Raw genomic sequence first — 21,122 nt, 5'->3', positions numbered from 1 at the left:
GATTATTCCGCGAGATAGGAAAACTTATCAGCAAGCTTCTGATAAAGGTTTTTTTTGAAAGGCACAATCATATCAGGCAACTTATTCATGTCTGTCCATTTCCATTCTGAAAATTCAGGATGTTCTGTTTCAATATTTATATCTTTATCTTGGCCACTGTATCGCATAACGAACCATTTCATGGTTTGACCGCCGTATTTCCCTTTCCATACTTTACCATAAAGTTCTTCAGGTAAATCATAAGAAAGCCATCCTTCATATTCTGCAATTATTGAAGCATTTGTAATGCCGGTTTCTTCCTCAAGTTCTCGTATGGCGGCTTCTTTAGGGTCTTCACCTTCGTCTATGCCTCCTTGCGGCATTTGCCAAGCTTCGACAAGGGTATCAATACGTTTTGCGACAAAGACCTGATTATCACTATTTAATAACATTATGCCGGCACAGGGGCGGTGAGGTAATTTCTGCTTCATCATTATTTTATCGGTTGGCGATTGGCTATGGCTGTTACGGGAACCAAATCAATTCCTTTTTCTTCTAGAGACATTGACCATGTTGCAATCTCATTAATTGTTAGCGGCAATGCACGTGCAATACCTAGCGCTGCGCCAAATGTATTGGCGTTTTTTTCCAGTTCGCCTAACTGCTTTTGAATTTCTTCAGCGGTCATTACATTGTCTATGTAACGATCATTTATCGCTCTAGGCATGCTCGCCCGTCTTGCAAGGCGGGCGGCCATGCTAAAGCGGGTGGATCTAGCATCGACAAACATTAAACCACGATCCTTTAAATCATTAATGATCGGTGTAAGGGCTTCTTCTGATGCTGTAAATTTTGACCCCATATGATTAACCACGCCTACATACCCGCCAACGCGTGAGATGATCCAATCAAGCCGTGATAGGTTCTCACGTTCATTTAAATCGGTAATGAGTGTATGGGGCCCTGGATCACTATCAGGATAATTAAGAGGTTCCGTTGGCAGCATTAGAAATCCTTCGTGACCTTTTTCGCGAGCTTTATTCATCCAGTCCTGTAAGTTTCGCCCATATGGTGAAAATGCCAGGTTAACTTGTCCTGGTAAATTTTCAATCGCCATTGTGCTGCTTTTAGAATTCAAACCGATATCAGTAACGAGAATAGCAATGCGGGGCTTATCTTCTGGACCCTCATAAGGGCGGGCATATTCTTTCCACGCAATTAGCCCATCTGGTCCGAGCGTTGGTTTTAAGCCATTCTGTCCTTCAATCAATAGATTTTGGTTAGGCGCGGCCTTCAAAGGCATTTGAGTAGCCAAAATATCTTTCGTCATTTCGTTGACGGAGGGTTCTTCAGCTGGGATTGCCATATCATTTATAGATTTAGGGGCAGAATTTGGAACATTTACATCTGGAATTGTAATAGTTGTTTGAGGTAAATCTTCATTGATTGTGACGGGTTGATCTTTGTTAGCATCATTTTGAACAGGTTCTTCCGAAAACATCACCCACGCCACAGTTAAGGATAAACCAATTAAGACAAACCCCCAGGCAAGCACCAGAGGGTTCATCACTTTTTGTTTGGTTGAGGTTTTAAGTTCAGGTTCGTCTGCCATGCGTCTTAAAATTCCAATAAATTATTGATTATAAAACAGGATATTTTACTGGTTATTCCTTGCAATAGCCATTCCACGAATAAGATTGAGCGCAAAATTCAATTGATAATCATCTTGTGCCGTTGTTAGTCGAGGCGCCTCTTCCTCTTCGTTTTCCTCTTCTTCATCGTTATCTGCATCGGCATTTTCGTCATCTGTCTCGTTTTCTTCGTTATCATTATCGTCATCTTCTTCGCCCTCATCATCGCCTTCATCAGTGGCATTTGGATTGGCTAAGCTTCCACGAAGGCTTGCTTCGCTACGCCTTGCTCTTATGGCTTCGCTATCGTTTAACCTTAACTGTTCAACAACAACATCTGGCACTATACCTTCATTTTGAATTGAATTTCCTGATGGCGTAAAATAGTAAGCAGTGGTTAAGCTCATAGCACCATTAGTCGAAAGTGGCATTACTGTTTGTACGGATCCTTTCCCAAAGGATTGAGTGCCCACAACGACGGCGCGCTCATGGTCTTGCAGGGCACCCGCAACAATCTCAGACGCTGAAGCAGAACCACCATTAATCAAAACCACAAGGGATTTTTTATCAATGTTGTCACCGGGTTTCGCATTATAACGCTGAATATTTTTATCGTTGCGTGTACGTGTTGAAACAATTTCACCGCGATCCAAAAAAGTACTTGATACGTCAACAGCTTGATCGAGAAGGCCACCTGGATTATTTCTTAAGTCAAGAACGATTCCTTGCAAATTATCACCTAATTCTTCATCGATCTCTTTAAGGGCATCACGTAAACCGGAGGTTGTTTTTTCAGTGAAAGAAGAGATACGAACATATCCTATTTCATCTTCGATGCGGTGTCGAACGGACTGGACTTCAATAATTGCGCGTGTGATCGTTAATTCGATAACGTCACTTTCGCCTTCTCTGACTATGGTAATATCAATATCTGTATCAACTTTACCACGCATTTTATCCACGGCTTCGTTTAATGTAAGCCCGTTAATTTGTTCGCCGTCAATTTTGGTAATATAGTCACCGGCTTTTACACCAGCGTGAAACGCAGGAGTATCATCCATAGGCGCTACGACCAGAATAACACCTTTGTCCATTGTCACTTCAATACCAAGACCACCAAATTCACCACTGGTTTGAACGCGCATATTTTCATAGCGTTTCGTATTTAGATAAGTTGAATGAGGATCAAGTGAAGTCAACATACCATTGATCGCTGCTTCTATTAATTCTTCGTCATCAACATCTTTTACATAATTGGCGCGAATACGTTCAAACACATCAGCAAATAAGTTTAACTGATTATATGTTTCTGTTTTTGCCGCAAATGATGGATTAGACAAAGTTATGCTCATAAAGCCAATGGCATAAAGTGTCGTTTTGAAGAAGTGTCTCATAAAATTACCTTTCTATTACTTACCGGCTATTATTCATGGCAACCATCCATGGCAGCGGATTAACTGGCTTTCCCTTTTGTCTTAATTCTACATATAATTTCTGTTTAGAATTTGACAAGCCTGTCTCATTGGACATTTGTCCTACAGGCTCTCCTTTTAATACCCATTGTCCTACAATACTATTAATATTTTCCATCCCTGCAAGTAACGTATGATATCCGTCACCATGTGATATAATTAATAATTGACCATAGGTCCGAAATTTTCCAGCAAATTCTATGCGACCATCATGGGGAGCAATCACAGTTGCTCCTTGCCTTGTATCAATTGTAATGCCTTTGGCTCTGCTGCCAGTTGCAAGTAATTGATTGAATGATTGGCCTATAGTACCCCTAGCCGGAAGTGGTAAATTACCTTTTGCATTTGCAAATGATGTTCCGTCTCTTGGGATTGGGGCGGTTGCTGTGTTAACGCTATTACGAGATGATGTTGGCCTGTCGCGAAGTAATGTTTCTGCTTTCTTGGCGGCTTCATCACGTAAAGCTATCTCTGTTTCAATTTGATCGATAAGGTCTTGTAAATCCTTGGCATTTTCCGCAAATTGTTTTAATTTTTGACGTTCTTGTGCCGTTGAAAAATCAAGTAAATTTTGACGTTCTATACGTTTTTTTAATAAGACATCGATATCATTATTTGCAATCACTAATACGGTTAATTGCTGCTTTAGTATTGTATTCTGTTCCGTGATTTCATATCGAACTTCATTAAGTTCATCTAAATCATTTTCAATCAAAGACGCGCGGTTCTTCAAATCTGGTAAAATCACTTTCAATAGGGATGTCGTTCTTAATGTGTCAATTGCTTCGCCGGGTTTAAAAGCGACAACATTGGTTTGCTGAAGACTTAGACGCTGCATTGCACCAAGCGTAGATGCCATTTCAAATTTTTTATCATTTAGACGGTCTTCAAGATTTTTTTCGCGAATCAATAAGTCAGCTATATTATTTTCGCCATTGGTGATTTGATCTTCAGTTTTTTGAATGTCTGCTGCAGAGTTAATTAATTGTTGCTGTATTTCTGCGATTTCTTCACGAACTTCGATGGCCTGTTTTTCTAGTGTCTCTGCTTTTTCTGCTGTTTCTTCAATTTGTTTGCGAAGTTCATTAAGGCGTTCAGAATTTTCTTGTTCATTCTCTCTAATTTGAGCGTGAGAAAAAGAAATAGACAGTAATATCCCAAGACAGCATACGGTGAAATACCGTGAACTATTTTTGATCGCCTTGAGTATATTAAAAATGATCATTTTATGATGCTATTCCCAGAATTATGTAATTAAGTTACGACCAGTCATCGTATCGGGTTTATCAATATTCATTAAAGCGAGAATGGTTGGAGCTACATCACATAAGGCTCCATCCTGTAATGAAATTTGATCGTTGTTTGCTGCTTCTTCATTTAAAAGAATGAAGGGCACCAAATTGGTTGTATGCGCCGTATGGGGGGCACCCGTGTCTGGGTTTTTCATCAATTCTATATTTCCATGGTCTGCCGTGATCAGTATACTACCACCTACCTTATTTAAAGCCTCTTTTAAACGGCCAAGTGATGTGTCTATCGTTTCGACGGCTATAAGCGCTGCTTCAAGGACACCGGTATGCCCGACCATGTCCGGATTGGCGAAATTCACAACAATCAAGTCAAACTTATTAGATAATATTGCTTTAACAAGTTTATCCGTTACGTCGGGGGCGGACATTTCCGGCTTCAAATTATACGTAGGTACATCTGGTGACGGGATCAAAATACGTTCTTCGCCCTTATAAAGGTCTTCGTTCCCACCATTAAAGAAAAAGGTTACATGCGCGAACTTTTCCGTTTCGGCAATACGTAATTGTTTAAGATTATGGTCAGATACAATTTCACCTAATGTTTCTTTGAGTGGATCGGTTGGGAATAAACAATCCATATACTGTATTAATTCATCAGAGTATTTTGTTAATCCTAATGCCGATGATAATTGAACATTTCGGCTTTTTTCAAAACCTGAAAAATTTGGGTCAACAAATGTTGCCATAATTTCACGCGCCCGATCTGCGCGAAAATTGGCCATTAATAATGCATCACCATTATTCATACCAGCATATGATCCGATTATTGTTGGTTCGATAAACTCATCAGTTAATTCCGCATTATAAGCGTTGTCGATAGCGGTTAAGGCATTTTCTGATCTTAAACCCTTAGAATCACTAATAGCGACATGTGCTTTAATCACTCTATCCCATCGATTGTCCCTATCCATAGCATAATATCGACCACTAATGGTTGCGAGTGACACATTTTCAAGCTTGGCAATATCGGCTTCAAATTTTTTAACAAATTCTTTTGCGCTTTTTGGCGGTACGTCGCGGCCATCGGTAAAGCCATGTATAAGAACTGGAATACCTGCTTTTGCATATTCTTTAGCAACCCCAACCATATGGTCTTGATGACTATGAACGCCACCCGGGGATAATAATCCCATGATATGGCAGCTTCCGCCTGTTTCTTTTAATTTCGTTATTGATTCTTGAACGCATTCAATATTTTTAATGTCATCATTTGCGATGGCATCATCGATGCGCGGTAATTCTTGTTTTACAACTCGACCACCACCAATATTCATATGACCGACTTCTGAATTGCCCATTTGACCTTCCGGAAGGCCTACTGACATGCCGGAAGTTTTAAGAAATGCGGAAGGATATTTGTCGCAGATCGCATCATAATTTGGCGTGTTTGCCATTAAGATAGCATTATTGTCGCTTTCTTCTCGGGCACCCCATCCATCCAAGATACATAAGACGACGGGCTTGGTCTTTTTTAATGTTCGATTTGTCATGGTTTCACTATACAATCATTTAATTTTAAAGGAAAATATAAAGATGCAATCTTAAGGCACTCTTAATGAATTAATCTTTGTGATAGGGATGTCCCTGTAATATTGTCGATGCTCGATAAAGTTGCTCCCCGAGCATGGCGCGAACCATCATATGGGGCCAAGTCATATGGCCTAAAGAAATTTTGAGCTGCGCACGCTCTTTTACTATTAGATCATAACCATCGGCACCACCAATAAGAAAAACAAGGTTAGAAATGCCCTGATCTTGATAATTTCTGATTTTTTCAGCAAAAGCAGTACTTCGCATTTCTTTGCCTCGTTCATCAAGAGCAATGACTATTGCACCATTTGGAATGGCGTTTAATATCAAATCACCCTCCCGTGCCATGCGCTCGACCCCTTTTATAGGGCGACGCTCTTCCACTTCAGTTATTTTAACGGACCACGGACAACGCTTGAGGTAAGTGTTTAAAATTTCACCTTCCGGGCTTTTTTTCATTCGCCCTACGGCAATAATTTCGATATTCATTCTTCTGCTAAATCACCCTGATCTTGGGCGTCTATACTTTGCTGTTTCATTTTTTCAGGCGTAAAGTCAGCGGCCCACATTTTTTCTAAATTATAAAAACTGCGAACTTCAGGGCGGAAGATATGGATGATGATATCGCCCGCATCTAATAATACCCAATCAGCTTTTTCCATGCCTTCTAATTTGCAGCCATTTTCGGTTGCATGTTTTAGTTTTCGATATAGATGATCCGCTATTGCAGAAACCTGTCTTGTGGAGCGACCAGAAGCGATCACCATCGAATCGGCGATGCTTGTTTTTCCTGCTAAATCTATTTGAACTATGTCTTCAGCTTTGTCGTCTTCTAGTGAATCGATAACCAATTTTAGAAGATCCGCCTTTGAGAGTGGCGTATTAAGGCTTTTTTCACCTTTTAACTCAGTTGTGTTTGACACTTTTAAGTCTGTAACCTCTTGTTATTACTTAATTTATTTCTTATATTTGTTGATGACTCGGGGTTGCTAGTTGCTTCATAAAAACTCCAAGCCGGTGGTTCTAATTTATATAAATTGCGAATATCAGCTTGATCAATTCGGTATTTCTCTAGGGCCTTTGCCGCAACACTTTTAATATTGGCATTAGAATAACTCGGACGGTTAAAAATCGCAATGGGAACTGTGTTTGCTATTTTTTCCCAATCTTTCCATTTGTTGAACTGCTCAAGATTGTCGGCACCCATCAGCCACAAGAATGAGAATTTTGGGTATTCATTTTTTATACAGTTCAGCGTATCAATCGTATAGCGCGTATTAAATTTTTCTTCAAAATCACTGACTAAGATGCGGTCATCATTTACGATATCCAAGGCTGACTGAAATCTTTGGTTATAGGTAATTTTATCTTCGTCGCTTTTTAATGGATTTCCTGGTGAAATCAACCACCAAATCTCATCCAGATCAATTTTATCGAGCGCGGCTAAGCTAATTTCCAGATGCCCGTCATGGGCGGGATTAAATGATCCGCCCAGTAAACCGATTTTTTTTTGAACTGATTTATTATGGTCTGGTTTGTCCATTCCCTCTAACCTGATATTTATAACTTGTAAGTTCTTGTAATCCGACAGGGCCACGTGCATGCATTTTGCCTGTCGAGATACCGATCTCAGCGCCCATTCCAAATTCACCACCATCAGCATATTGTGTTGATGCGTTATGGATGACAATAGCACTATCGACTTCATTCAAGAATTTTTCTGCAGTAGACGCATTTTCAGTAATAATAGAATCTGTATGTTGTGAGCCATATTTTGCGATGTGGTTTATTGCACCTTGGACGCCGTCGACGATTTTAACAGATATGATTGCATCTAAGTATTCTGTTAACCAATCTTCCTCTGATGCCTCAACGGTTTTTTCAAAATTTTCCATAACTGTCTTATCACCGCGAATTTCACAACCATTTTGCTGTAGCTCGCTAAGAACGGGCAATAAATGGCTGTCGATAACTTTCTGATCAATCAATAAAGTTTCTGCTGATCCGCAAATTCCTGTACGGCGCATTTTAGCGTTTAATGTAATAGCGACTGATTTTTCTAGGTCAGCTTCACCATCAATGTAAATATGGCATATACCGTCAAGATGTGCCATGACAGGAACGCGGCTATCATTCTGCACACGCTCGATTAACCCTTTTCCGCCTCTTGGAACTATAATGTCCACGTATTCGGCTAGCCCTAATAACTCCCCAACGGCTGAACGGTCTTGTGTCGGTATCAGTTGAATTGCCGTTTCCGGTAAATTCGCAGATTTCAACCCTTCTTTTAAACACGAATGGATCGCGCGACTTGAATGCGCACTTTCACTGCCACACCTAAGGATAGAGGCATTACCGGATTTTAAACATAACACACCTGCATCAGCGGCGACATTAGGACGTGATTCAAAAATAACACCAATAACACCAAGCGGGACTCGGACACGAGATATTTTTAAGCCATTAGGGCGTTCAACTGTTTCAAGCACATCCCCAATTGGATCTTTTAGGGCCACAATATCTTCAATGCTTTTTGCAATTGCCTCGATGCGATCGTCATCAAGTAATAGTCGGTCAAGCATCGCACCGGTTAAGCCGCGTCCTTTCGCAATTTCCATGTCTTTGTTATTTGCGATTAAAATTTCGTCTTTTGCGATACGAACGGCTGCAGCCGCTCCTAATAAGGCATTATTTTTTTGCTCAGAACTCGCCAATGAGAGAATACTACTCGCCTTTTGCGCGTCTTTACCGATTTCTTGCATTAATTCTTTAATATCTTTTTCATTATTCATTTTATTAACTCATTACCATATCACTTCGATGGATTAATTCTTCACGCCCACCGTATCCTAAAATATTTTCAATTTCACTGCTTTTTGACCCTAAGATTTTTTCAGCATCCTCTGATGTATATGCCATTAGACCCCGTGCAATTTCCTGTCCTGATTGGTTCAAAATTTTTACAGTATCACCTCTTACGAATTCACCTTCTACTTTAACAACCCCTGCGGGAAGGAGGCTTTTTCCATTGCGTAAAGCCTTTTCAGCGCCATCATCAATGATTAAGTTTCCAACAGGTGATAAGGCACCTGCTATCCATTTTTTCTTTGCGACCATCGGCGTCGTTGATGCGTTAAACCAAGTCCCTTTTTTGGTCGAAAGATATTCTGTGATAGGGTTCATTAAAGTACCGTTTGAGATAACCATATGACATCCACCTGTCATAGCAATTTGAGCTGCCGCAATTTTAGTAATCATACCGCCACTACCAAATCCTGTGGAAATAGGCTCACCGGCCATATCTTCTATTTCAGGGGTAATTTTTTCAACGACAGGGATAAATTTCGCATCTTTATTTGCTCTGGGGTCTTTGCTGAATAGTCCATCGATATCTGATAATAAAAATAATAGATCTGCAGAACACATGCTTGAAACTCGTGCGGCTAATCTATCATTGTCGCCGAAACGAACTTCATCAGTTGCGACCGTATCATTCTCATTAATTACGGGAACAACGCCTAATTTTAATAGCCTATTGATTGTACCGCGCGCATTTAAATACTGATCTCGGTTTTCCGTATTGCTATATGTTAAAAGCACTTGAGCGACGGCAATATCATGTTTTGCGAGCTTTTCCCTGAATGTTGATGCCAGTTCAATCTGACCAATTGCGGCAGCTGCTTGATTTTCGACAAGCTTTTTCGCCATGTTTAATCCGAGTATTTTGCGTCCTAAAGCAATAGAGCCGGAAGAGACTAATATGACGTCTTTCCCTTCTTTTTTTAATTTGGCCACATCTTCGGCAACGGAGGAAAGCCAATCGGAACGAATTTTTCCACTTTTCTCATCCACGAGTAGTGCCGATCCGATTTTTATTACGACACGATTAATTTCTTCCATGATATTTTTTGAAGCGGTTTCATTCATGATTATACCGGTGACCATTTTTCTTCAGAGACCTTTTCTACTGAAGAAAGGGCATCCTTATCTTTTTGAGCCTTTTCAAGTTGACGAACATCTTCAACATTAGAAAGAAGTGCTCTAAGTAATTGATCAACGCCCTGTCCTGAAACGCCGGAAATTGGCATGATAGGTGACTTTGTTACTTGCTTTAATTCATGAGAAAGCATCTCAACTAATTCTTCATCAAGAGCATCAATCTTATTAAGGGCTATAATTTCTTTTTTATCGGCAAGTCCTTCGCCATATTGCTCTAATTCTTTTCGTATTGTTGTATAGGCTTCTGCAATATCCTCACCCGTTGCGTCAATGACATGTAGTATTGTAGCGCAGCGTTCAACATGACCTAAGAAACGATCACCAAGACCATGACCTTCATGTGCTCCTTTAATAAGACCAGGAATGTCAGCGACAACAAATTCTTTTTTATCGACATAAACGACACCAAGTTGTGGCTTCAAAGTCGTGAAAGGATAATCAGCTATTTTTGGTTTTGCACGGCTTGCTGCGGATAGAAAAGTTGATTTTCCTGCATTTGGAAGACCAACTAAACCAGTGTCAGCCATCAATTTTAACTGCATCCAAACCCACATTTCTTCTGCGGGTCCGCCTTCTGTAATTTGGCGAGGAGCTTGATTGACGGACGTCTTAAAGCTTGCATTTCCGCGCCCAGGGTGACCACCTTCAAGCATTAGAACAGTTTGGCCGACTTCAGTAAGATCAGCCAGCATAATATCATTATTTTCATCGAATATTTGTGTGCCAACAGGAACGGATAATATGATATCGTCGCCTTTTGCTCCGGTGCGATTACCACCCATTCCGTGCATCCCTCTTGATGCCTTGAAATGCTGCTTATATCGATAATCAATTAGGGTATTTAAGCCTTCAACGGCTTCGATCATCACGTGACCGCCTGCACCACCATTTCCGCCATCAGGGCCGCCAAATTCGACACATTTTTCGCGACGAAAACTCATACAGCCAACACCGCCTGCGCCCGATTTAATATATATTTTACATTGGTCTAGAAACTTCATAATGCTTCCACGGTTAATAATAATTCAGAACTATACCTTAGTTCTATAGAAATTAGACGTAAAAAAAGGAGAGTGAATGATCAATCTCCTTTTTCAAATCTAATATGACTTTTTAAAATCTAATTTTAGGCTTTTATTCTACAGTAACGAAGTTACGCTTTAGTTTGCCTTTGTAAAATTTGATCTTTCCTTCAGTCAAAGCGAAAAGAGTGTGATCTTTACCCATGCCTACATTGTCTCCCGGGTAGAACTTTGTACCACGTTGGCGAACAATGATGTTTCCAGGGATCACGGCTTCACCACCGAACTTTTTAACACCAAGGCGGCGACCTGCTGAATCGCGACCGTTCCTTGAACTACCACCAGCTTTCTTATGTGCCATTATTATTTCTCCTTAGTTTTAGTTGCGGTTTTCTTAGCTGCAGGTTTTTTAGCAGCGGCTTTTTTTGGGGCTGCTTTCTTAGCGGCCGGCTTTTTAGCAGCAGCTTTTTTCGCTGGAGCTTTTTTTGCAGGCGCTTTTTTCTCTTCAGCCTTTGTATCTTCTTTTTTAGCAGCTGCCTTCTTAGGAGCAGCTTTCTTAGCAGCGCCTTTACCGATTTCGGTAACACGAAGAACTGTTTGTTCTTGTCTGTGGCCTGCTTTACGGCGATAATTGTGACGACGTTTTTTCTTGAAAACGATAATTTTAGCTGCACGAGCTTGTTCAAGAATTTCAGCTGTTACAACTGTACCTGAGATGGTAGGTGTTCCAACCTTAACGCCTTTGTCGTCGCCGAACATTAATACGTTTTCCAGAGAAACTGTATCGCCGGCTTCGCCGTCTAATTTCTCAACTTTAATTACATCGCCAACTGCAACTTTATATTGTTTGGCGCCTGTTTTGATGACTGCAAACATAATTTGTTTCCTGTTTTTTCTTCTGGTCATAGCCGGTAATGAACTTTGTTCATATTTTCTGACCGGTTTATGACGAATGTCATCTTTAAAAAATGCGAGACTCAAACTCGCTTTTCAAAGTGGGCGAAATATAGCGTTCAGACCGCTTCTGTCAAGGGTTTTCTCTCTTTTTTTCGTAATGCATAATCATGAAATATCAAAAGACATTAATCACGGATTAGAAATCAAATAAAAAATGGCTCATAAGATTAAGACGAATAAAAATCTTAAGAGCCAGAAAAAAGCTAAGTTATTATATTAAAAGCCGTAATTTACGGATAATCTGAAGTTTCTTCCAGGAAGTGGCACCAGATCTTTTAAGAATGATGCATGTTGACGTCTTTCGGCATTTGTTAAATTTAGCGCTTGGAAGCGAACATTCAAATCTCTCTCTGTACCAAATGGACGCCATGTAACGGAAGCGTCGACAGTCGTAAAACCATCAGTCGGTAAAACACCAGGTGCTGTTGTGGTTCTGCCTGCAACATACCGAACATTTGTACCGACATCAAAATTATTACTTTGGTATTCAATTCCAGCACTTCCGCTGGCGGCTGGAATTCTTGGAATTACACCACCATTATTAGCAAAACGTGCATGAATAACATCGCCACTCGCAGACAAAATCACTGCATAGCTTTCATTGTCGATTAAAGTGTACGCCATTTCAGCTTCTGCACCATAAAAAGTTGCATCTTGTGCACGGAACTGCAGTAAATTTAAGCCGTCCACTTCTGTACCACTTTCATCTTGAAAGATAAAATCCTTATACCATGTGTGATAAACGTTCACACTACCACTAAAGCGACCTAAATTACGTTTAAGCGTTAATTCAGCACTTATCGCTTTTTCAGTGTCTAAGTTAATGTCACCGACTTCAAATGCATTTGTTGCAAGATGGGGTCCGTTAGAAAATAATTCTTCCGGTGTTGGTGCGCGTTCAGAACGGCTCAAGCTTATACCAATAAGGTCATTTTCAGTAGGGTGAATAGCAGCACCTCCTGAGAAACTTAAACTATTATATGACCTTTTAATATTTAGGGCTTTATTTTCCGTGGTTTGACGATCAAATCGGCCACCAAATTCAAAAGTTATTGGTTCAATTTCAATTTCTTCTAGGGCAAATACACCCCATTGAAATGTATCATTCGGCGCAACGAATGCTTCTTCACCGATTGCGGAGAAATCACGGTCACGTATTTGAACGCCGACAGTTCCATGTAATTTTCCAACTTGTTGTTGAACAAACTCTAGTCGTCCTTCCCAACCTTTATTGGTAAAAGTTGTGCCGACTTCGTCGCCTTCGAGTTCAATATGTTTATAGTCCGCATAACCGAATCTCAATCGAGCTTCTTCGAAAACAAGGAAATCTTGTTGGATATCACCTTTTAAATCAAAACGTTTTTGATCAAGATTGATGCGCACGATTTCTTCTTCTTCATCATGCTCTTCACCTTCTTCCTCTTCTTCTTCCTCACCATGTTCATGGCCATGGGCTGGAACACCGTAATCGCTGTCATTAATGTTGAAAGACATACCAAAGTTGAAGTTTTCACCAATCCAGCCAGCGCCGAAAGTGCCGCCCTTATTATCGACATCAGAATTTTCTACACTTCCGAATTGCTCTTCTTCTTCGTGCTCTTCGCCTTCCTCTTCTTCATGTTCTGCTTCTTCGAGTGCGCGTTGTCTGGCGCTTTCAGCGTATCCCGGGATGCTAAAATCATCAGTACGTCGGAAATACCCATCGACATGAACGACAAAATTATCCGTAACTGCGAAATCTACTGCACCGCCACCAGAGCGATCATTACTAACAGAATCAACCGAAAGACGAGCTCTACCGGAAACGCCATTTTCAGGGACGTAAAACGGGATGCGATTGTCAATAATGTTAACTACACCACCAACGGCATTGTTTCCGTATAATAACGTGCTTGCCCCGCGCAGAATTTCAATGCGTTCTGCTGTTAAAGGATCACCCGCAACGGCATGGTCTGGGCTTGTGCTTGAAGCATCAATGCTACCAATACCATTAATTAGTACGCGGATACGGTCACCACCAAGTCCACGAATTATCGGGCGACTTGCCCCTTGGCCAAAAGCAGTAGAAGAGACGCCGGGAAGATTAGAAAGAGTTTCACCTATAGTGGCTTCAAGACTTTCCTGTAATTTATCATCAGAAAGAATGTTGCTACCTTGAAGAATATCAAAACGGCTTTTCTTGTGAGGAGAAGTCGTAGCAAAAACCACATCAACATCATGGCCATGATCATGCAAGGGTTGTTCATTTGTTTCTTGCGCAAAAGTAGACGTACCCGCCGTCATACCAATAGTTAAAGCTATTATACTGCTTCTTAAATATAATTTATTCATTTTTTATGTCCTATTGAAATTTGCCTCAAACTAGTGCGTTATATTGTAACATTCAAGTATTATTTTTTGAAGAAATTTCAAGGAATGTTAATGGGCCAAATCGGCATATTTGTTGACAAGACTGGGATGCTTGCGTAACAATATTACATTGTGAACTTATTCAATGCGGAAAAGTTTATGCAGAAACCATATAAATATCTAATGGTATTTCTTTCTATTGTGCTTGTATGGGCACAAAGTACTGTGGCTATGCATAACCATTATCAGCGTAACTACAACCCAAACCATCTGCTGAATTTTTACCATAGTCAATTACCTCAACATGATCATCAACATCAACATTCCGATGACTGCGTTGTTTGTAAAGTTGCGGAGGTTGGTAAAGACAAAATAAATGATGCTAAAATTTATAATGCGACACACATTAGCAAGATTAATACTGTATTTGTGTGTGTTAAACAAAATTTACTGCAGATAACCTGGGTAAAACCATCCTCACGCGCACCGCCCTTATTCTAATTTTCTGAAATAATTTTATATTAATCATGAAAAGATAACAGCCATTTTTAGAGCCGTTTTCCTTTTCTCAGGATATTAGGAATAAGCTATGAGCAGGACAGCCTTAGTAAATAAAAATCACATTACTGGTCTTAAACAAGACCAAAGAAAAATCGTAAACACATATCGTCTGACATCTAATCAAAAGATGGTTTATGAAACCTTATTAAACCTTGGACGGTCAGCCGGTGCATATGAACTTCTCGACCTATTAAGAAAGAAAGGTGTTAATGCCGCGGCAACTGTTTACCGTGCGTTAAATGAACTTTCTAGCAAAGGTTTGGTCAAACGCATTGTAAGCACAAGAACTTTTATTGCCCACGAACACCCGAAATCAGCGAATCAAGAATCACTAATGCTTATTTGTAAGCATTGTGGGGAAGTTTCATCAATTGATGATGAGAATTTGATAAAATTGTTTGATAAGAGCATTTCTCAAAGTGGTTATCGAGTTGATAGCTATCATTTGGAACTAATTGTCTCTTGTGATAGATGCAATAATTAAGTTTGTTTTCCTTTTGAGATTACGAAATTGATTAATGCTTTTGCATCACCTGAATTCCATTCAGCCGGGCCAATAAGGCGACCCACTTCAAACCCATCGGCATCTATTAGTATGCTGGTGGGTAATGCTTTTGTCTTTAAAGTTCTGGCAACATTTCTATTGTCATCGATATGAGTAGTTAAATTAGAAATATTGTTGTCTTTAATAAATTTTAGCGAGCTTTCAATGCCATCTTGATTTTCAGATACAAGAACAACTTCGAAATTTTCTCCGCCTAAATCATTTTGAAGATTATTGAGATCAGGCATTTCTCTTATGCACGGAGCACACCACGTCGCCCAGAAATTAACAAGAATGACTTTACCTTTATAATCTGAGAAAGAAACCTCATTACCACTTTCATCTTGAAATTTTGTGGTTGTCGCGGGTACAGCACGGTCATGAAATACAAATCTTTTCATCGCACCTGCCGTAAGGCCTTGCGGTACGTTCGTATTTGGCGTATTCCCTAAATCATAGAAAGAAAAAACACCGCCCATAAGGACGATGAAAGAGAGAATATATATTGTTTTATTTTTCATTTGATCCTCAAGATTAAAATAAAGATTTGTAAAATGACTGAAAATACTCAAAAACCAAAAGCCAATACATTATGGGGTGGCCGTTTTGAAGGCGGCGTCTCCGATATCATGGAAAAAATCAACGCCTCCATTGATTTTGATAAAATCTTATACAGGCAAGATATCCAAGGATCAATCGAACATTGTAAAATGTTGGTCGAAACAGGTATTATTACGAACGAAGACGGCCAATCCATTCAAGATGGGCTTACGCAGATTGAGCAAGAAATTACTGAAGGGAATTTTGAATTTTCTGCAGAACTTGAAGATATTCATATGAATGTTGAGGCGCGGTTGACTGAAATAATTGGTGCAACAGCGGGAAGACTTCACACGGCAAGATCACGAAATGATCAGGTTGCAACAGATTTTAAGCTTTATGTTCGTGACGCATGCGATCAAGCGGATGAAGCACTAAAAGCTTTACAAATAGCGCTTATTAATATCGCTGAAGAAAACGCTGATGTTATCCTGCCGGGCTTTACACATTTACAAAGTGCTCAGCCGGTTACCTTCGGTCACCATATGATGGCGTATTTTGAGATGTTTACCCGTGATAGAGGTCGTTTTCAAGATGCAAGAAAACGCTTAAATGAATGCCCGCTTGGTGCGGCTGCTTTGGCAGGGACATCATTTCCGATTGACCGTCATCAAACTGCAAAAGCACTTGGGTTTGATGGACCAACGGCAAATTCAATGGATTCGGTTTCAGACAGAGATCACGCCCTGGAATTTATGTCGGCGGCGGCTATTAGTGCAGTGCATGTTTCGCGCTTAGCTGAAGAGATGGTGACGTGGTCTTGTGCGCAATTTAATTTTATTCAAATGTCAGATAGCTTCACGACCGGCTCATCGATAATGCCGCAAAAAAGAAACCCGGACGCTGCAGAATTATGCCGTGGTAAATCTGGCCGAATAATTGGATCGCTAAATAGTTTATTGATAACAATGAAGGGCCTTGCACTAACTTTTTCTAAGGATATGCAAGAAGATAAAGAAGCAACCTTTGATGCAGTGGAAACATATTCGCTGATTATTGCGGCAATGACAGGCATGGTTGAGGATATGAAAGTGAATCCTGAGCAAATGCGTAAAGCTACGGATTTAGGATTTATTACTGCAACAGATCTTGCCGATTGGGTTGTTCGAGTATTAGGGCTTCCCTTCAGACAAGCGCACCATATTACTGGGTCCTTGGTCGCGATGGCTGAAAAGAAAGGTTGTGATCTTGATGGATTAACACTTGAAGAAATGCAAACTATAGAGCCATTAATCACAGATGACGTTTTTAATGTATTAAGTGTTGATAAATCAGTTGCAAGCAGAGTAAGTTTTGGTGGTACGGCACCGTCTGAAGTTTTAAAACAGGTTGAAAGTGCTAAGAAAAGAATAGGATAATTATGAAAGATTATTTCACCATTATTTTAATGATAGCCTTGTCATCAGCATTATTTTCCTGTGGCAAACGCGGTGATTTATTACCGCCAGAAGGCTATGAAGCACCAAAAGAATAGCATTAGTCGAGTATAGAAGATGAATTTTTATGAATACCGTAATGGTGAAATGGTCGTTGAGAATGTAAAAATTTCAACGATCGCAGAAGAAGTAGGGACGCCTTTTTATTTATATTCCAGTGCCTCACTTGCTTATCAATATAATCAATTTATAGATGCATTTGGTGATATAGACCTGTTAATTTGTTATGCCGTCAAGGCAAATACAAATCAGGCGGTTATTAAAACATTTGCTGAGCTTGGTGCTGGTGCTGATGTCGTCTCAGAAGGTGAAATGCGCCGAGCGCTTAAAGCTGGTGTACCTGCTTCTAAAATTGTTTATTCTGGTGTAGCGAAAACAGTTGATGAAATGAAATTTGCTTTAGAACAGGGCATTTACCAATTTAATGTCGAAAGTGAACCTGAGCTTTTTCGATTAAGTGCTGTCGCTGATGAAATGAAAAAAACGGCTGATATCACTTTCCGGGTTAATCCCGACGTTGATGCAAAAACACATGCAAAAATTTCCACAGGGAAATCAGAAAATAAATTTGGTGTTCCTTGGAAAAACATACGTAGTCTTTGTGCAGATGGGGCTAAACGTCCTGGTATTAATGTGGTTGGATTAGATTTGCATATAGGCTCACAAATAACGGAACTTGACCCGTTTGAAGAAGCGTTTATCCGTATTAGTGAACTTGTAGAAACATTACGTGAAGATGGACATGATATTACGCGACTTGATTTAGGCGGTGGCCTTGGTATTCCTTATGAGGGTGACGATTTTCCCCCGCTTCCAAAAGAATATGCAGAAATGGTCAAGCGCGTTACAAATCATTTAGGGTGTCGTATTATCATTGAACCGGGCCGTTTTTTGGTTGGAAATTCAGGCGTGCTCGTTTCGAAGGTGGTCTATGTGAAAAAAGGCGAAGAGAGAAAGTTTCTCATCATTGATGCCGCCATGAACGATTTAGTGCGCCCCAGTATGTATGATGCATACCATGGTATTGATCCCATTAAAGAAACAAACGAGCCCAGCACATTATATGATGTGGTCGGGCCAGTTTGTGAAACAGGGGACACATTTGCGACCAATAGATTGGTTAGCCCAATGGAAAAAGGTGATTTATTAGCGATTCGCTCAGTGGGAGCTTATGGGGCCGTTATGGCGAGCACTTATAATACAAGAAAGCTAGTCCCGGAAGTTATTGTAAATAATGAACAATTCGCTGTTGTGAGGCCTAGACCAAGCTATGATGAAATTATTGGACTTGATCAACTTCCCCCTTGGCTGTCAGAATAGGTTCTTATAAGATATAAAGGGTGTGCTCTGTTAGAAGATCGTAACGCAAAATCTGCTGAAACATTTAAGTCATTCTCACTGAAGAGAATGGTTGATGTTGTTATACCACCAATAACATTACTACTTTTATATTACACACTGTCGCTATTTGATATTTGGGAAAGTTTTTCTCCCGTATTACAAGCTGTATTTTATGTTTCTCTAATTGTTGTTTGCGCGTTACTGCTAATTTTTACTTTTTTTGGAAAAATAAAATTTAATCACAGCTATACAAGAAGAAGGTTTTTTGTTGTGCTAGGCGCCGTGCTTGTTGGTGCCTTAGTAAGTGGCGATGAATTTGGCCGTTTGACAACATTAACTCTTAAGCCGCGTGCGTTATTTGATTATGAAAAACCCGAAATTACGGCAACGTTAACGCCGCCACTTTACCTTGATCAAGATACGACGCAAAAACAACTTGTTTTGTCTGATGAAGGATATGAGGATATTAATCCAATCTATGAAGGTAGCGTCATTGATTTAAAGGTTACGGGTACAAAGTGGGCCCCTAAAGTTCTTTTATCTGATGGTTCAAAAGTTGCATTTGAACAAGTAGGCGATAATGAATTCATCGCATCGACCCAGATTAATACACAAACATCATGGGCATTAATGCAGGGATCATACAAAATTGGGGAATGGCCAATTATCGTTATCGATGATAGAGAACCCGAGATAGATCATTTTACCATAGAAGAATATGAAAATGACAAGGGGTATTTGGCCTTTAAGGTTGATGTGGATGATGACCGGAAATTAATGAATGCTTCTATTGCTATTCAAGATCAAAACGGTAATCAAGAAGAAATCAAGCCATTAGCGATTAGAAATGTCAGATCGATTAATAGTATTTATTATGCGGATTTTTCAGGTTCATTGTTATCAGGTGAAACCGCCGATATTGTATTATCTATAGAGGATGAAGCCGGACAAAAAACCACGTCTATTTTAAAAGATATTTTAATACCTGAAAAAGTCTATGAACATCCGGTGGCTGGTAATCTAATTGATCTTAGATTAGAACTGATGGAACCGTCATATGACAAGAAAAGAATATTACGTCATTTGAAGGCTCTCGGTCTACTTGGTGAAAAAGAAGGCTTGCCGGCTGTATATTATATGGCGTTAAGATCTGCTTATTGGCGTTTGGCAAACCCGACTGAGGAAAATGATGTTGTAACGGCGAGAGATTTACTTTGGGATACTGCCCAGACCCTTGAAAATAATGGAATTGGTGTCATTGAAAGCGATCTTCTAGCGGCTCTTGATGAGTTAAGACTGGCCATAAGACAAAAGCAAGAAGTGCTTGAAATTAGAGAAAAGTTAAGAACGGCTGATCAATTATTTAAAGATTATTCCTTTATAGCCTCGCAAGATATATCAAACAGATATGATCTTGAAATTGATATAAAAGCATTACGTAGATTATACAGTTATATTCTTGCCTTTAGCGATCAAAAGAAATTTTATAATTCGTCCCTTATTGTTGATTTTATGGAAAAAGGATTGGTTCAGAATGATGACCTCATTTTTAGCCGCGATGGGCTTGGAAATTATTTCGCGCTAACCGAAAGCCGTCAAATTATTGATAATCTTATCAAAATTCAAAAAACACTTCTTGCAAGTTCCTATAATGAACAAATGACAAGTAAAATCACTAGTAAACGCTCCAATTTGAATGAAGATAAGAAAGAAGATAATAAAAAAAATCAGATCGCTCTTCAGGAAAAAGTTGGGGCCGCCGTTAAAATGCTTGGTGACAAAATATCTTTCTCGGGTTCCACATCCGGGTTTTTAATAAATAATGCATCTGATCTCATAGAAGAAATTTTATCGAGTATGAAAAAAAGCGATACAGCAGAAGTTACACAGTCACAATCTGAATTAATTGCTGTGATGAGTAATCTTAAGAGAGTTCTTAATAAGCCAGTATCTCGTTCGCCTGAACTTCAAAATATTTTAAAAGAAATTAATTCTAAGCCGGTTTCATAATTAATGAATGCTATTTTTGACACTTAGCACTTCTTCTACGGCATGACAAATTTCGTCGAGTGAGAATGGTTTGCTAATAACATCATGGATCAAATTTCCAATGTCATTTGCGCGTTGTTTCTCGTGTACAAAGCCAGTCATCATTAGAATGGGAAGTTCGGGATGCTCCGCTGTGACTTTTAAAGCCAGTGATATGCCATCCATCACAGGCATGATTATATCAGTGAGAAGGAGATCATATTCACCCTTTTCAAGCTCGACGACAGCCTCTCCGCCATCGGCCACTCCAAGGGTTTCATGACCGCGCAGCTTTAGGGCTCGACAAATAAATGTTCGAACTGCTACTTCATCTTCTGCAATTAAAATGCGTGCCATATATCT

20 protein-coding genes are annotated in these 21,122 nt (G+C 39.8%); 4 read left to right on the top strand and 16 right to left on the bottom strand.

The window, feature by feature from the left end; genetic code table 11:
• Positions 1 to 2: 2 nt before the first annotated feature.
• The 14 genes from ACTF6W_RS02190 to ACTF6W_RS02125 form a co-directional block, all read right to left on the bottom strand.
• Positions 3 to 473 carry an RNA pyrophosphohydrolase gene (locus ACTF6W_RS02190; protein ID WP_438992899.1) on the bottom strand — a complete coding sequence of 157 codons (471 nt, stop codon included), beginning with the start codon at positions 471 to 473 and terminating at the stop codon, positions 3 to 5.
• Complete coding sequence (locus ACTF6W_RS02185; RefSeq protein WP_438992898.1) at positions 473 to 1,591, bottom strand: divergent polysaccharide deacetylase family protein; 1,119 nt, start codon at positions 1,589 to 1,591, stop codon at positions 473 to 475. The genes ACTF6W_RS02190 and ACTF6W_RS02185 overlap by 1 nt, the downstream gene beginning before the upstream one ends.
• A 45-nt stretch (positions 1,592 to 1,636) precedes the next feature.
• Entirely contained in the window at positions 1,637 to 3,004 is a 1,368-nt protein-coding gene (locus tag ACTF6W_RS02180) for a S41 family peptidase (RefSeq protein WP_438992897.1), read from the bottom strand.
• Between the two features lie 19 nt (positions 3,005 to 3,023).
• Positions 3,024 to 4,307 carry a murein hydrolase activator EnvC family protein gene (locus ACTF6W_RS02175; protein WP_438992896.1) on the bottom strand — a complete coding sequence of 428 codons (1,284 nt, stop codon included), beginning with the start codon at positions 4,305 to 4,307 and terminating at the stop codon, positions 3,024 to 3,026.
• 21 nt (positions 4,308 to 4,328) lie between these two features.
• On the bottom strand, positions 4,329 to 5,882 hold the full coding sequence (gene gpmI / locus ACTF6W_RS02170) for a 2,3-bisphosphoglycerate-independent phosphoglycerate mutase (RefSeq protein WP_438992895.1): 1,554 nt from the start codon (positions 5,880 to 5,882) through the stop codon (positions 4,329 to 4,331).
• Between the two features lie 70 nt (positions 5,883 to 5,952).
• Positions 5,953 to 6,411 (bottom strand): 23S rRNA (pseudouridine(1915)-N(3))-methyltransferase RlmH, encoded by a 459-nt coding sequence (rlmH, locus tag ACTF6W_RS02165; protein ID WP_438992894.1) that lies wholly within the window; start codon positions 6,409 to 6,411, stop codon positions 5,953 to 5,955.
• Positions 6,408 to 6,845, bottom strand: coding sequence for a ribosome silencing factor (gene rsfS / locus ACTF6W_RS02160; RefSeq protein WP_438992893.1), 438 nt, complete (start codon positions 6,843 to 6,845; stop codon positions 6,408 to 6,410). Before rsfS ends, rlmH begins: the two co-directional genes overlap by 4 nt.
• Positions 6,846 to 6,847: 2 nt before the next feature.
• The gene (locus ACTF6W_RS02155) at positions 6,848 to 7,465 is read right to left on the bottom strand and encodes a nicotinate-nucleotide adenylyltransferase (RefSeq protein ID WP_438992892.1); all 618 of its coding nucleotides are present in this window, start codon (positions 7,463 to 7,465) and stop codon (positions 6,848 to 6,850) included.
• Positions 7,446 to 8,714 (bottom strand): glutamate-5-semialdehyde dehydrogenase, encoded by a 1,269-nt coding sequence (locus ACTF6W_RS02150; RefSeq protein WP_438992891.1) that lies wholly within the window; start codon positions 8,712 to 8,714, stop codon positions 7,446 to 7,448. The genes ACTF6W_RS02155 and ACTF6W_RS02150 overlap by 20 nt, the downstream gene beginning before the upstream one ends.
• A gap of 4 nt (positions 8,715 to 8,718) precedes the next feature.
• On the bottom strand, positions 8,719 to 9,849 hold the full coding sequence (proB, locus tag ACTF6W_RS02145) for a glutamate 5-kinase (RefSeq protein ID WP_438992890.1): 1,131 nt from the start codon (positions 9,847 to 9,849) through the stop codon (positions 8,719 to 8,721).
• Positions 9,850 to 9,851: 2 nt separating this feature from the next.
• Positions 9,852 to 10,922: a GTPase ObgE gene (obgE, locus tag ACTF6W_RS02140; protein WP_438992889.1), complete on the bottom strand. Its 1,071-nt coding sequence runs from the start codon at positions 10,920 to 10,922 to the stop codon at positions 9,852 to 9,854.
• A 133-nt stretch (positions 10,923 to 11,055) separates the two neighbouring features.
• A complete protein-coding gene (gene rpmA / locus ACTF6W_RS02135; RefSeq protein WP_438992888.1) occupies positions 11,056 to 11,304 on the bottom strand; it encodes a 50S ribosomal protein L27 in 249 nt (82 codons plus the stop codon).
• Positions 11,305 to 11,306: 2 nt separating this feature from the next.
• Positions 11,307 to 11,819, bottom strand: a complete 513-nt coding sequence (gene rplU, locus ACTF6W_RS02130; protein WP_438992887.1) for a 50S ribosomal protein L21 — start codon at positions 11,817 to 11,819, stop codon at positions 11,307 to 11,309.
• 297 nt (positions 11,820 to 12,116) lie between these two features.
• Positions 12,117 to 14,231, bottom strand: coding sequence for a TonB-dependent receptor (locus ACTF6W_RS02125; RefSeq protein WP_438992886.1), 2,115 nt, complete (start codon positions 14,229 to 14,231; stop codon positions 12,117 to 12,119).
• Positions 14,232 to 14,838: 607 nt separating this feature from the next.
• Between ACTF6W_RS02125 and ACTF6W_RS02120 the strand changes: the two genes are divergently transcribed.
• Positions 14,839 to 15,294: a Fur family transcriptional regulator gene (locus ACTF6W_RS02120; protein ID WP_438992885.1), complete on the top strand. Its 456-nt coding sequence runs from the start codon at positions 14,839 to 14,841 to the stop codon at positions 15,292 to 15,294.
• On the opposite strand, the gene ACTF6W_RS02115 is transcribed toward ACTF6W_RS02120, so the two are convergent.
• Positions 15,291 to 15,875 (bottom strand): TlpA family protein disulfide reductase, encoded by a 585-nt coding sequence (locus ACTF6W_RS02115; RefSeq protein ID WP_438992884.1) that lies wholly within the window; start codon positions 15,873 to 15,875, stop codon positions 15,291 to 15,293. The two genes, ACTF6W_RS02120 and ACTF6W_RS02115, sit on opposite strands and share 4 nt — an antisense overlap.
• 33 nt (positions 15,876 to 15,908) lie before the next feature.
• On the opposite strand from ACTF6W_RS02115, the gene argH reads away from it, so the two are divergent.
• The 3 genes from argH (at position 15,909) to ACTF6W_RS02100 (ending at position 20,741) form a co-directional block, all read left to right on the top strand.
• The gene (gene argH / locus ACTF6W_RS02110; RefSeq protein ID WP_438992883.1) at positions 15,909 to 17,312 is read left to right on the top strand and encodes an argininosuccinate lyase; all 1,404 of its coding nucleotides are present in this window, start codon (positions 15,909 to 15,911) and stop codon (positions 17,310 to 17,312) included.
• A gap of 135 nt (positions 17,313 to 17,447) precedes the next feature.
• Complete coding sequence (gene lysA, locus ACTF6W_RS02105; protein ID WP_438992882.1) at positions 17,448 to 18,710, top strand: diaminopimelate decarboxylase; 1,263 nt, start codon at positions 17,448 to 17,450, stop codon at positions 18,708 to 18,710.
• Positions 18,711 to 19,001: 291 nt separating this feature from the next.
• Entirely contained in the window at positions 19,002 to 20,741 is a 1,740-nt protein-coding gene (locus ACTF6W_RS02100) for a DUF4175 family protein (RefSeq protein WP_438992881.1), read from the top strand.
• Here the strand turns inward: ACTF6W_RS02100 and ACTF6W_RS02095 are convergent, their stop codons facing one another.
• Positions 20,742 to 21,116, bottom strand: a complete 375-nt coding sequence (locus ACTF6W_RS02095; RefSeq protein WP_438992880.1) for a response regulator — start codon at positions 21,114 to 21,116, stop codon at positions 20,742 to 20,744.
• Between the last annotated feature and the right edge of the window lie 6 nt (positions 21,117 to 21,122).

Origin of the sequence: Pseudemcibacter sp. (assembly GCF_965661635.1) — a bacterium.
Lineage (GTDB): Bacteria > Pseudomonadota > Alphaproteobacteria > Sphingomonadales > Emcibacteraceae > Pseudemcibacter.
Note: the sequence above shows the minus strand (reverse complement) of the source record. Positions and strands in the feature narration are given on the sequence as shown.